Source organism: Nocardia sp. NPDC004654, from assembly GCF_040609595.1.
Taxonomy (GTDB): domain Bacteria; phylum Actinomycetota; class Actinomycetes; order Mycobacteriales; family Mycobacteriaceae; genus Nocardia.
Genome location: NZ_JBEXKI010000001.1, coordinates 1,203,370 through 1,215,180 on the forward strand (window position 1 = coordinate 1,203,370; position 11,811 = coordinate 1,215,180).

Here is an 11,811-nt window from a genome sequence, read left to right on the forward strand (position 1 = left end):
TTGGCGCTGGTTCGGTGTCGGGGCGGCCCGGACGGCTGAGTGTGCGTAAGGGGGCGCGTTCGTGGGCGGCAGTGCGGTGGGGTGGCGTTCGTTGCGGCGGGGGACCGTGCGTGGGCGGGCGGCGCGGGCTCGGGCGGCGGGGGCGCTGGTGAGTTTGGTTGTGTCCGTGGCGTTGTGCGTCGGGGCGGCGGCCTTGTGGGAGGCGGAGCGGCAGGGGGAGCAGCCGAGTTCCGGGCCCGCGACGTCGGTGATCGGGCCGCCGGCGCAGGGGATGCCCGCCGCGTTGCCGAGGGAGGTGGCGCGGCGGCCCGCGGTGCTGTTGGTGCGCGACGGTGCGCCCGGTCCGGTGGTCGGGCCGACGTACGGCCCGCGTGCGCGGTTGGCGCCGATGCGCGGACTGCGCGGGATGCCTTTCGATTTCGACATTCCGGAGACCTGGGGCTGCATCGGCGGCAGCAAGCGATTGCGGGCCGATGTGGTGTGGACCTGCGCCGACGAGCGCGGTGGGAGTCGGGCGGGCGGCTGGATCGGCGTGCACTCCTGCCTCTCGCCCTGTCGCGACGCGGAGCAGACCGGTTTCCGAACCGAACTCATCGGCCCGGAACCACGGTGGCGCGCAACCGATCCCACGACTGCCTTCACCGAATCCCGGGCCGACATCGAGGGCGAGCCTCGGGTGCGAGTCGCGATGACCTACGCCTTCGCCGCCGACACCGGCGGCCCCGTCGACACCCTCGCCTTCGCCAGGCTGACCGGCCCACCCGCGACACTGGACACCCTGCTCAGCCTGGTGAACGAGATCCGTCTCCGCGCCGCCGGGTGAGCGCTCGAGCAGGCGCGCCGCCGTGATCTGCTCGCCCTTGCGTGCGCAGTGGTCCGACTTCGCCCGGCGTGGAATCAGTGCACACCGCTCCTACGGCACCACGGTGAACAACTCGTAGCTGTGCCCATCCGGCGCAAGCACATACAACCCGCGCCCACCCCGCAAACGATTGATCTCGCGATCCCACCCGTTCTCCGGCCCCGACCCGTACGGCACGTCGGCCCAACTCTCGAGCCGCGCGAGCACGGCGTCGAACCGATAATCGTCGACCAGAAACCCGTAATGCCCCGGCGTCACCGGCCCTCGGTCGTCGAAATCGAACGTGAGATCGGCATTGACGCGAACTGGCACGAACGGCCCGGCGGACTCACCAACCGGCAAACCCATGAGCTCGGCGAAGAACGCCGCCGCAGCGGTTCGATCGGTGGCGCGAACGATCGTGTGATTCAAAACGATGGACATCTCGACCTCCTCGATTGAATGCGATACGCATACATATTACATGTGATTCGCATGTAACTGCCGACGTGCGACTACCCTGAACCTCATGAACAGGACCCCCACCCCGGACACCGCCGTCGACGGCGGACCCGCACTGTTCCAGGTGGTCCGGTTCTGGTCTCGGCGGTGGATCAACCGCAGCTCGGCGCGCCTGCCCGAGGAACTGCGGCACGTGCAGCACATCCAAGTCGTGGAGGCGGTGGCGACGGAGACCGAGCGCGACGGTGAGCCCACCGTCACGGCCGTCGCGCACCAACTCGGGCTCGATCAGTCCGGCGCCAGTCGCATGGTGCGCGACGCGACGGCGGCGGGATTCATCGCCCGATCGGAATCGGAGGTCGACCGCCGCCGCACCGCCCTGCGCCTCACCGCCAGCGGCGAACGCCTGCTCGCCGACGCCCGCGACTGGCAGCGGACCGTCTTCGCCGAGCTCACCGCCGACTGGTCCGCCGACGACCGCCGCCGCTTCGCCGGCTACCTCCAGCGCCTCGGGGCCGAACTACGCGACTGAGTCCGGTTTGTTAGATCACACCCAATTGCCTTGACGCTCTTCTGAAGCCGCCCGTCGGCCGGTAAGTTGTCGGCGGACAAACCGGACATCGTGAACCGGACGGCGCGACAGGAAGCACAGGATGAGGATCAGCAGAATCACCGCGACGGCGTTGCTGGCACTGGCGGCCACCGGTCTCTCCTCGGGCGTCGTGCACGCCGAGCCCGCGGACCCGCCCGCGCAGACCGCACCGGCCGCGGCGGCGCTGAACCTCAGCGGCGCGTTCCACGAGATCGCCTACCGCGTGGCCGTCGCCGAGGACCGCCGCTCCACCGTGACCACGCTGGAGGAGGGCACCTTCGGCCTGGTCAACGACGATCGCATCGTCACCATCGCCGACCGGGCGGGCCAGATCGTCGCCGCCCTGCCGATGACGTTGCACATCGAGGGCCACCGCGTCGATCTCACCCCGACCGTTGACGAGGCGGGCACCCGGCTGACCCTCGCGCCGACCGCGATGCCGGAAACCCCGGTGCGCGAGATCAGTTCGCAGGAGCGCTTCTTCGCCGAGGCCGAGAAGGCCATGCCGCAGATTCTCGCGGGCGCCGCCATCGGCGCGGGCATCGGCTTCCTGGTCGGATTCCCGCTGGGATTGTTCGTTCTCGACTTCATCACGGTCCCGATCACCACCGTCGTCGGCGGCGTGATCGGCGCGTTCGCCGGGCTCTACCAGGCGGGCGGTCAGCCTGCCATCGATGCGGCCCAGGCGTACCTCACCGGCCAGCCCTGACTCACGTCTCGTTCGAGGGCGCAGGGGTGAGCTCCTGCGTCCCGACGACCCGCGGCAGTTCCCTCTTCTCTGCGGCGTCGGTCCCCGGCCACGGCTGGAGCGAACGCGGAGGTGCGCAAGACGCGCATGGCCGGAGCGAACGCGGAGGTACGCCTACTTCCTTCTCGGCCTGATGACAGCGGTGAAAGCCGCTGCGGCAACCGGCTTTCCGGAGCCGTCGGCGATCTCGACCGGCACCTCGAGCTCTACCGCCACGCGTCCCGCGATATCCGAGCGCAGGCGCTCGAGGGTGTCCGCGTCGAATTCCGAGGTGGCGTGGAAGGGGCCGGCCGAACCCTTGGCCCGCGCCAGATACTCGATGCGGCCGTCGCGGGCGACGATGAACGTCTCGCCCATCAGGTCCACGATGCCCGAGACGGCTGCGCCCATCGCGGCCGTCTCGGCTAGGCCGAACAGCACGGCCGCGTGCAGATCGCCGTTGTGGTTGAGGTGTTCGGCGCGCGGGGCGATGGATACGACATTGCGCCCCGCGGCGAACTCCACGCCCTCGATACCGGCGTACTGGATGAACCCGAGCTTCTGGAACCCGGCCATCACCAGGTTGCCCATGGTCGCGCTGTCCATCCGAACTCCCACCGGGTCGCGGCAATTGAAACGTGTTCCAGTTTTACCGCGTCGCCACCGGGCTTGTCCACTTCGGGCGCGGCGCCCGCGCGGTAGTCGATCGGATTCGTGCGCGGGTATTGACTCGCGGACGCCAGGTCGCAATACTGAACCTGATGGTTCAGTATGACTTCCTCGACGCCTCGTTCGGGGCGCTGGCGGACCCCACCCGACGTGGGATCCTCGAGTGCCTCGGCCGCGGGCCCGCGACCGTCAGCGAACTGGCCGAGCGTTTCGAGATGACCCTGACCGGCATCAAGAAGCACATCAGCCTGCTGGAGGACGCGGGCATGATCGTCACGGAGAAGCGGGGCCGGGTCAGGTATTGCCGACTCGGCGAGAACGTCTTCGACCGCGAAGTGGCGTGGCTGCAGGGTTATCGGCGAATGGTGGAAGCCCGGATGGACCGTCTCGGTGAATTCCTCGAACGAACGGAGCCAGACCAATGAGCACGACAACCCGCGATGCCGACATCACCACTCCCGTCGATCGGGAGATCCACGTCGAGCGGATCTTCGACGCCCCGCTGGACCGGGTGTGGGACGCCTACAGCCGGATCGAGCAGCTGGTCCAGTGGTGGGCGCGTGGCAATCGAATGGACGTGGAGCGCTGGGAATTCCGCAAGGGCGGCCACTACCGCTTCGTGGAGAACTCCGAGGACGGTTCGCACGGCTTCGAGGGGCGGTTCCGCGAGATCACCCCGAAGGAGCGGATCGTGCAGTCCTTCGAGTGGGACGGCATGCCCGCGCACGTCGCCATCGACGCGACCACGTTCATCGACCTCGGCGACGGTCGCACCAAGGTCGTCACCGACAGTCAGTTCCACACGCCGGAAGAGCGCGACGGCATGCTGCAGTCGGGCATGTCCGAGGGCCTCAACGCCAGCTACCGCGCGCTGGACGAACTGCTCGCCAAGTCGGCCTGAGCCGGATCGCCCGCGGGCGGGGTCGAGCTGCCTGTCGACTCCGCCCGGCGGGTCCAGCGATCGTGCGGGGTTCGGCTGCCGGACGATCTCGTCTGGGGTCACGCACGGTCGGCGCGCGGGTCGCCGAGTCCGACCGATACGGCCTCCGCGGAGCCTCGGGGCGGAACCTGATTCAGGAACGATCCGTGCCGATGCGCCGCTTGCGCGGCTTCAGGTGCAACGCGGGCATCGGCGGCGCGGGGATGCGTTGCTCGGGCGAGTGACCGGCGATGTCGGCGAATCGCTCGACGCGGCGGTTCTCCCAGTCCTCGCGGGCCGCCACGATCTCTTCGTGACTGCGCCCCACGAAGTTCCACCACATCACCAGTTCCTCGCCGAACGGCTCGCCGCCGATCAGCGCGAAGTGCGCGCCGGTGCCGCTGGCCAGCCGCAGCTCGGTGCGGTCGGAACCGAGGTAGAGCAACGGACCCGGCTTGACCTCGGTGTCGGCGGCGGTCACCTCGCCCTCGATCACCAGCAGCGCGTGCTCGAAGGACGGGTCGAGCGGAATGGTGATCCCCGTGCCGGGATCGATCCGGACGTCGGCGCCGACGATCGGGGTGTAGGCCTTGGCGGGCGAGGTCAGCCCGGCGAACGAGCCGATCAGCACGATGGCACGCACGCCTTCGGCTTCGTAGACCGGCAGGTCCCGATGCTGCTCGAAGTGCGGGTCGATGCCGGTGCGGTCGCCGGGCAGTGCGATCCAGAGCTGGAGACCGTGGCCGGCCGGGGCGTCGGGAACGCCGTATTCGGAATGCGCGATGCCGCGGCCGGAGGTCATCAGGTTCAGCTGACCTGGATTGATCTCGACATCGGATCCGACCGAGTCCCGATGCCGGATGCGTCCCTCGAACGGCCAGGTCACGGTCTGCAGGCCGATGTGCGGGTGCGGATCGATGTCCGGCGGCGCGTCGGTCTTGGTGACCGTCGGCGAGCCGAAATGATCGAGAAAACACCAGGCGCCGACCGTCGGCAGATCCCGTTGCGGGAGCACCCGTTCCACGAAAACGCCGCGCACGCCGCCAAGTGGTACCTCGCGCGCGGGGTAGAGCTCGGCGATCGGGCCGGGGCCCGGCGCCGGTTCGCACACCGACTCCGCCGGATGTGGATCGAGATCGCTCACTGCTCGCCGCTCTTGCCGGTCAGGTGCTGGCCGTACTCCGGGTGCTTCTCGATGAACGCCTTGATGAACGGGCAGTGCGCGGTGATGGTGCGGCCGCGCGCGACCACGTCGTCGAGCGCCTCCTTGGCGAGTTTGCTGCCGAGGCCCTTGCCCTCGAAGGTCTTGTCGATCTCCGTGTGCACGAAGTCGCTGTCGATGCCGCGTTCGACGTATTCGGTGAAGCCCGCGAGCTCGCCGCCGTAGTAGATCTCGTAGCGGTTCTGCTCGGCATTGCGCGCGACCTTGATCTCCGCGAGATCGGTCATGGTTGCCTCCTCGTTGTGCGCCCGGACCGGGTGCTTGCTCATGATCGACACGCGGTTGAACGCGCCGATCGTGGTGGCTACCCAGACGATTACCGACATCTGGTCATCCGACAAATGCTCTCGTGCCAAAGCGTACTCACGCTCGAGTGTCGCTTCATCCGGCAGAACGGCCGTGACCTCGGCGAGGGCGAGCGCGGCGCGGTCCACCGCCGAGTAGGGTCCGCCGCGCCGCCAGCCGGGCAGGACCGCGATCTCCTGCTCGGTGGCGCCCGCCCGCAGTGCCGCCCGGTGATGGACGTCCAGGCAGTGCGTGCAGCCGTTGAGCTGGGAAACCCGCACGTTGACCAGTTCGACGAGCCTGCGGTCGAGCCCGGCCGCCGCGGCCGCGGCCCTGACCTCTTTCGCCGTGGCGAGCAGGGCGCGGTAAGCGACTGGTGTTTGTTTGTCGACCCACACCCGGTTGTCGAGGTTCATGGTGTCGAATCGTAGTCGCAATTGGTTGACATGTCACCCTGATGCCGAGCAGTCGACCGCCGCCCGGCCGTTTCCGGGCCGGGCGACGATCGCGCGAAGTGTCCTACTCCCGTCCGGCGGACGTGAAAGACATGTCCGCGTACCGGTTTCCGGCCACCTGCGCCGCGATCGGCTCGAGCGTCGCGAGCTCGTCGGCGGACAAGACGAGCGCGGCGGCGGCGACGTTGTCGGCCAAGCGCTTGCGGCTGCGGGTACCGGGAATCGGGATCACCGGCAGATCGTGCGCGGCCGCCCTGCTGTGCACCCAGGCCAGCGCGACCTGCGCGGGCGTGACGCCGCGCTCCTCGGCGATGGCGCGCACCGGGGTGAGCAGTTCGGCGTTGCGAGCCGCGTTGTCGCCGGTGAAGCGCGGCATCGCCCTGCGGAAGTCGTTCGCGTCGGCCAATTCGCTCGCCGCCTTGAACGATCCGGTCAGGAAGCCGCGGCCGAGCGGCGAATACGGGACGAAGGCGACGCCGAGCTCGGCGGCCGCGGGCACCGCGGTGTTCTCCACGTCCCTGGAGAACAGCGACCACTCCGACTGCACCGCGGCGATCGGGTGCACGGCATGCGCCGCGCGCAGCTCCGCGCCGGTCACCTCGGAGAGGCCGAGCGCGCGCACCTTGCCCGCCGCCACGAGCTCGGCGAGGACGCCGACCGTGTCCTCGATCGGCACCCGCACATCGCGGCGGTGCATGTAGTAGAGGTCGATGGTGTCGATGCCGAGCCTGCGCAAACTGGCGTCGACGGCGGCGCGGATGTACTCGGGGGAGTTGTCGATGCCGCGGAAGGTGGGGTCGTCGGCCTTGCGGACGATGCCGAACTTGGTGGCCAGCACCACCCGATCGCGATTGGCCCGCACGAAATCGCGGAGGAATTCCTCGTTGTGTCCGGAGCCGTAGACGTCGGCCGTGTCGAACAGGGTGACACCGAGTTCCAGCGCCCGGTCCAGAGTGGCGCGCGACTCGGTGAGGTCGGACTCGCCGTAGAACTCGCTCATGCCCATGCAACCCAGGCCCTGCGTCCCCACCTCGATGCCGCCCGCGCCGAGCGCGGTGGTGGGGAGCGTGTCGGTGGTGGTCATGCCTTGATCCCTTCGCTGTCGTCCGTGGCGAGCGCGGCCGGTCCGGTCCAGGCGGATTTGCCCTCGTAGATGGCGATCTTGTAATCCAGGACGGCCACGGTCTGTTGCAGTTCGGCGATCTTGGCGAGTACTTCGGCGCGCGTATCCCGGAACATCGCGAGCCGCTCGGGGAAGGTGGAGTCACCGGCGCGGACCAGCTCCGCGTAGCGGAGCATGTCGGCGACCGACATGCCGGTCGTGCGGAGTTTGCCGATTAGGGCGAGCCACTCCAGGTCCCGATCGCTGAACCGGCGCTTGCCCGTGTGGTCGCGGCCGACGTAGTCCATCAACCCGATCCGCTCGTACCAGCGCAGTGTGTCGCGACTCAGACCCGACCGCTCGGCGGCCTCGCCGATCGAGTACCTCGGCCGTTCCCGGTCGCTGTCCCCGACGCGTGGTGCCGTCGCGGTCACGACTTCGCCCCGCTGGCGCGCGGCTTGGTTGTGCCCGAGAGCGCACTGTGCAGACGACTCACTCGCTGACGCTCGCTCACTGAAATTCGCCCCTCTCGTCGAACACGGACGACGCTAGTCACCTGGAGTGCACTCCAAGCAAGACTGATTCTGCCGAACGCCCGCGACGTGTGCGAAGGGCTGTCAGTTGTACTTCGGCAGCTCCTGTACGGCCCACTTGTTGCCATCGGGATCGCTGAAGAAGGTGAACAGGCCCCAGCCCATGTCCTGGACGGGTGTGGCCTCCACACCGGCCTCGACCAGCTGCTGATAGGCCTTCTCGGCGCTGGCGACCACCATCTGCATGCCCTCGACGCTGCCGGGAGCCGCCTCGGTGATGCCGCGCCCGACGCAGATCGAACAGCCCGAACCGGGTGGCGTCAGCTGCACGAAGCGGATGTCCTCGCTCGGCGAGTGGTCGTGGTCGGCGTTGAAGCCGATGCGGGTGTAGAAATCCTTGGCCCGGTCGACGTCGGTGACGGGAATCGCGACGAGTTCGATTTTCCAATCCATCGGGTCAGCATCCCACCGCCCACCGACACTGATGGCCGATATCGGCGGTTCCGGGTCGGCGGGTCGAAACGGGCCTACCCTGGTGGCATGCCTGGAAAGGAAATCGACCGGATCCGGGCCCGCTCGGCCTGGGCCACGGTCAAGGAGAGTCCCGTCATCACCGCGATCGCGGTGGCGCCGTTCGTCGTCGCGCTCGGCGTCGTCTGGTGGCTGACAAACGGATTCGTCGCGTTCCTGCTACTGATCCTGCTCGGCGTCGTCGTCGTGGTCGGTGGCAGGCTGCTGAAGTGACCGCGGGAGCCCAGCACGGTAGATAGCTTCAGCGGGGGACGTGAAAGCGCACGAGTTCGCCGGTGCCCGGGTCGATGTCGGACCACGGGCGGTCGAATTCGAGGACCGCGAGCGCCGAGGTGGGGAACTTCCTGCTCAGCTCGACGGCCTGGTTCGAATTGCGGTTGGCCGCGAGTTCCCATGCGGTCCACGGCATTCCGGGTGCGTGGCCGATCAGCAGCAAGGTCTCGACGTCGTCGTCGCTGAGCTGGATCAGTTCGATGAGGGTCCGCGGCGACGCCTCGTAGATGCCGCGTTCGTAGACGACCGGCGCGGTGATCCCGGTGGCGGCCAGCGTTTCGCGGGTCCGAACGGCGGTCGAACAGCGCACCGCGTCGATCGGCGGCTGGGTCTCGCGCAGCCAGTCGCCCGCCAACCCGGCCTCCCGCTGGCCGCGCGGCGCGAGCGGGCGCTCGTGATCGCCGACGCCGTCCGGATAGCTGGACTTGCCGTGCCGCATCAGGATCAGGGTCCGAACCATGGCAATACCGTAAGCCTCCGCCTGTGACCGGGGTGTGATAGGCACGTAGGCAGTCCGAAGAGAGGCGTACGCCACTCTCGAGGCACACTGAAAGCGGCGTCACATATCGCTATCCGCTCGCTGTGACACCGCGGCCCACCACCGCAACCCAGGGTGGCACCAGCCCACGCACATTTTCGAGGATCTGCACAATATGGCCTACGTAATCACGCAGCGTTGTTGCAACGACGCCAGCTGCGTCTCCGAGTGCCCGGTCGACTGCATTCGTCCCACGCCGGACCAGCCGGAGTTCGCGACGACCGAAATGCTCTACATCGACCCGGACACCTGCATCGACTGCGGCGCCTGTGTGGACGCGTGCCCGGTCGAGGCCATCTACTCCGAGGACGATCTGCCTGCCACTCTCGCGCGGTTCCGCGACATCAACGCGGCCTACTTCGAACGGCATCCGCTCGAATCCAACTTCGACCCGATCGTGGCTCCGCAGCGGCCGCCGAAGGAACTCGGCACCCTACGCGTCGCCATCGTCGGCGCGGGGCCCGCGGCCTGCTACGCGGCCGACGAACTGTTGCGCCGCTGCGACGCCGAGGTCGAGATGTTCGACCGGCTACCGACGCCGTGGGGTCTGGTGCGCGCGGGCGTCGCCCCCGACCACCCGGGAACCAAGACGGTCTCGGGCATGTTCGAGTCTGCGTTCCGCCGCGAGACCCTGCAGTACTACCTCAATGTCGAGGTGGGCACGCACATCTCGCACGAGGAACTGCTCGGGCACCACCACGCGGTGATCTACGCGGTCGGCGCGGCCAGCGATCGCCACATGAACATTCCCGGCGAGGACCTGCCGGGCAGCCACTCGGCCACCGAGTTCGTCGCCTGGTACAACGGCCACCCCGACTACGCCGAACGGCAGTTCGACCTGTCCGGCGAGCGCGCAGTGATCGTCGGCAACGGCAACGTCGCGCTGGACGTGGCGCGGGTGCTCACCGTCGACCCCGACGAACTCGCCAAGACCGACATCGCCGACCACGCGCTGGATGCCCTGCGCGGCAGCAATATCCGCGAAGTCGTCGTGCTCGGCAGGCGCGGTCCGCTGCAGGCGGCCTACACCTCGCCGGAGTTCCTCGCGCTCACCCACCTGAAGGGCGTCGACGTGATCGTCGACGAGGCCGAACTCGAACTCGACCCGAGCAGCAGCGCGCTGCTGGACGACCCGGACGTCGAGCCCTCGTTGCAGCTGAAGTACACCCTGGCCAAGGAGTACGCCGCGGGCCGCCGCGATCCCGCCAACAAGCGGATCGTCTTCCGCTACTTGGCTTCGCCGACGGCGGTCACCGGCGCCGAGCGCGTCGATGGCATCGAATTCGTGCGCAACGAACTGGTCGAGGAGGGCGGCCAGCTGGTCGCCCGCGCGACCGACCAGACCGATCGGCTGGACGCCTCGCTGGTGCTGCGCTCCATCGGCTACCGCGGCGAGCCGGTCGCGGGCCTGCCATTCGACGAGCGCCGCGCCGTGGTGCCCAACGAGCACGGCCGGGTGCTCGGCGAGGACGGCGTCCCGCTGCCTGGCGTGTACGTCAGCGGCTGGATCAAGCGCGGCCCGCGCGGGGTCATCGGCTCGAACCGCGTCGACTCCGAGGAGACCGTCGAGCAGCTCGTCGCCGACTTCATCTCGGGCAAACTCGCTGTGCCGCAAGGCGATCGCGCCGCGCTGAAGGCACTGATCGCACAGCGCCAGGCCGACCTCGTCGACCGCGCGGGGTGGAAGTCGATCGATCAGGCGGAGAAGGCGGCGGGCAAGGCCGCGGGCCGTCCGCGCGTCAAGTTCACCACTCGCGAGGATCTGCTGAAGGCCGCTCGGGGCTGAATCCGGGACATGAGGCCGTCGGACGGGTCCGCGTGATCCGCCCGGCGGTCTCCTGGTGAGCGGGGATCGGCCGTCGTCGCGTGTCAGCCGGGCAGCGGCATGATGCGCACGACGGTCGTGGTCGTCCCGCCGACCACGAACCACAGCCGCAGCACCGGCCGCCCGTTGCGATCGCCCGGTTCGTAGCGGCTGCGCACGCTGATGTGCTGGCGCGCGAGCACCGGGGCGACGTACTCGATCACCGCGCGGTGCGGACCCGCGACCAGCTTCGGATAGTCCACCAGGAACTGCTCGACGGCCTGCCAGTAGCAGGCGTTGTTCACGTGGTTGTACGAGTCGATGTCGGTGGCCCGCACCGGAAATGGCAGGTCGGTGTCCGATTCCGGGGGAGTCGAATCGGTCAGGTACGGCCGCCACCGCAGCCGGTGCTCGCCCGCGGTCCTGGCCAGGTAGGACAGGCCCTCGTCGCTGATCCGGGTCGGCCGGTTGGTCGACTCGTTGATATTGATCCAGAAGCCCTCGGTCTCGATCAGCCCGCCGTTGTCGCTGGTGATCCGTACCCGCATATTCGTCCACCTGGTCGACATGCTCGAACACCAGCGCAGCAGATGCACCTGGTCCGGCCAGACGATGGGGCGGATGACGTCGATGACCGTGCGGCGAACGATCCAGCTCGGATCAGACCGGTGCAGGAACGTCTGATGCAACTGTTCCCAAGCGATATCCTGCAGGTATCTGGCGACGGCGTCGAACCTCAATCGGTCGTACGGATCCACATCGCCAGCCCGTACCGGCCACGCCGAGGCATAGCCCATGCCCTCCTGGCTCAGCGGGGCGAGTGGCTGATCGAGTGACACTGGTGCTCCTCGCGCTGCA

The 11,811-nt window shown here is 68.5% G+C and carries 16 protein-coding genes and 1 pseudogene; 7 read left to right on the forward strand and 10 right to left on the reverse strand.

The genetic code is table 11. The features are described from left to right. Positions 1-148 precede the first annotated feature (148 nt). On the forward strand, positions 149-823 hold the full coding sequence (locus ABZV58_RS05615; protein ID WP_354998937.1) for a hypothetical protein: 675 nt from the start codon (positions 149-151) through the stop codon (positions 821-823). A gap of 90 nt (positions 824-913) precedes the next feature. Here the strand turns inward: ABZV58_RS05615 and ABZV58_RS05620 are convergent, their stop codons facing one another. Next, entirely contained in the window at positions 914-1,285 is a 372-nt protein-coding gene (locus ABZV58_RS05620) for a VOC family protein (RefSeq protein WP_354998938.1), read from the reverse strand. A gap of 85 nt (positions 1,286-1,370) precedes the next feature. On the opposite strand from ABZV58_RS05620, the gene ABZV58_RS05625 reads away from it, so the two are divergent. Both ABZV58_RS05625 and ABZV58_RS05630 read left to right on the forward strand, forming a co-directional pair. Next, positions 1,371-1,835: a MarR family winged helix-turn-helix transcriptional regulator gene (locus tag ABZV58_RS05625; protein WP_354998939.1), complete on the forward strand. Its 465-nt coding sequence runs from the start codon at positions 1,371-1,373 to the stop codon at positions 1,833-1,835. 121 nt (positions 1,836-1,956) lie between these two features. Continuing rightward, a complete protein-coding gene (locus tag ABZV58_RS05630; RefSeq protein WP_354998940.1) occupies positions 1,957-2,604 on the forward strand; it encodes a hypothetical protein in 648 nt (215 codons plus the stop codon). Between the two features lie 153 nt (positions 2,605-2,757). Here ABZV58_RS05630 and ABZV58_RS05635 read toward each other — a convergent pair whose 3' ends face one another. Next, complete coding sequence (locus ABZV58_RS05635) at positions 2,758-3,228, reverse strand: PaaI family thioesterase (protein ID WP_354998941.1); 471 nt, start codon at positions 3,226-3,228, stop codon at positions 2,758-2,760. Between the two features lie 155 nt (positions 3,229-3,383). Here ABZV58_RS05635 and ABZV58_RS05640 point away from each other — a divergent pair, with 155 nt between their 5' ends. Both ABZV58_RS05640 and ABZV58_RS05645 read left to right on the forward strand, forming a co-directional pair. Further along, positions 3,384-3,716: a metalloregulator ArsR/SmtB family transcription factor gene (locus ABZV58_RS05640; protein ID WP_354998942.1), complete on the forward strand. Its 333-nt coding sequence runs from the start codon at positions 3,384-3,386 to the stop codon at positions 3,714-3,716. Further along, positions 3,713-4,192, forward strand: a complete 480-nt coding sequence (locus ABZV58_RS05645) for an SRPBCC family protein (RefSeq protein ID WP_354998943.1) — start codon at positions 3,713-3,715, stop codon at positions 4,190-4,192. Before ABZV58_RS05640 ends, ABZV58_RS05645 begins: the two co-directional genes overlap by 4 nt. Positions 4,193-4,364: 172 nt before the next feature. Here ABZV58_RS05645 and ABZV58_RS05650 read toward each other — a convergent pair whose 3' ends face one another. The 6 genes and pseudogenes from ABZV58_RS05650 to ABZV58_RS05675 form a co-directional block, all read right to left on the reverse strand. Then, positions 4,365-5,354 carry a pirin family protein gene (locus ABZV58_RS05650; RefSeq protein ID WP_354998944.1) on the reverse strand — a complete coding sequence of 330 codons (990 nt, stop codon included), beginning with the start codon at positions 5,352-5,354 and terminating at the stop codon, positions 4,365-4,367. Then, entirely contained in the window at positions 5,351-5,701 is a 351-nt protein-coding gene (locus ABZV58_RS05655; protein ID WP_354999050.1) for a GNAT family N-acetyltransferase, read from the reverse strand. Before ABZV58_RS05655 ends, ABZV58_RS05650 begins: the two co-directional genes overlap by 4 nt. Further along, a pseudogene (locus ABZV58_RS05660) lies at positions 5,681-6,133 on the reverse strand (carboxymuconolactone decarboxylase family protein); the annotation flags it as partial. The pseudogene ABZV58_RS05660 and the gene ABZV58_RS05655, both read right to left, overlap by 21 nt. Positions 6,134-6,236: 103 nt before the next feature. Continuing rightward, positions 6,237-7,256 carry an aldo/keto reductase gene (locus ABZV58_RS05665; protein ID WP_354998945.1) on the reverse strand — a complete coding sequence of 340 codons (1,020 nt, stop codon included), beginning with the start codon at positions 7,254-7,256 and terminating at the stop codon, positions 6,237-6,239. Further along, complete coding sequence (locus ABZV58_RS05670; RefSeq protein WP_354998946.1) at positions 7,253-7,708, reverse strand: MerR family transcriptional regulator; 456 nt, start codon at positions 7,706-7,708, stop codon at positions 7,253-7,255. The genes ABZV58_RS05665 and ABZV58_RS05670 overlap by 4 nt, the downstream gene beginning before the upstream one ends. A 183-nt stretch (positions 7,709-7,891) precedes the next feature. Then, positions 7,892-8,260: a VOC family protein gene (locus ABZV58_RS05675; RefSeq protein WP_354998947.1), complete on the reverse strand. Its 369-nt coding sequence runs from the start codon at positions 8,258-8,260 to the stop codon at positions 7,892-7,894. Between the two features lie 87 nt (positions 8,261-8,347). On the opposite strand from ABZV58_RS05675, the gene ABZV58_RS05680 reads away from it, so the two are divergent. Continuing rightward, positions 8,348-8,551, forward strand: coding sequence for a hypothetical protein (locus ABZV58_RS05680; protein ID WP_354998948.1), 204 nt, complete (start codon positions 8,348-8,350; stop codon positions 8,549-8,551). Positions 8,552-8,579: 28 nt separating this feature from the next. Here ABZV58_RS05680 and ABZV58_RS05685 read toward each other — a convergent pair whose 3' ends face one another. Beyond that, the gene (locus ABZV58_RS05685; RefSeq protein WP_354998949.1) at positions 8,580-9,071 is read right to left on the reverse strand and encodes a histidine phosphatase family protein; all 492 of its coding nucleotides are present in this window, start codon (positions 9,069-9,071) and stop codon (positions 8,580-8,582) included. A gap of 193 nt (positions 9,072-9,264) precedes the next feature. Between ABZV58_RS05685 and ABZV58_RS05690 the strand changes: the two genes are divergently transcribed. Then, positions 9,265-10,935 (forward strand): FAD-dependent oxidoreductase, encoded by a 1,671-nt coding sequence (locus ABZV58_RS05690; RefSeq protein WP_354998950.1) that lies wholly within the window; start codon positions 9,265-9,267, stop codon positions 10,933-10,935. An 83-nt stretch (positions 10,936-11,018) separates the two neighbouring features. Here the strand turns inward: ABZV58_RS05690 and ABZV58_RS05695 are convergent, their stop codons facing one another. Then, positions 11,019-11,792 (reverse strand): acyl-ACP thioesterase domain-containing protein, encoded by a 774-nt coding sequence (locus tag ABZV58_RS05695; protein ID WP_354998951.1) that lies wholly within the window; start codon positions 11,790-11,792, stop codon positions 11,019-11,021. Between the last annotated feature and the right edge of the window lie 19 nt (positions 11,793-11,811).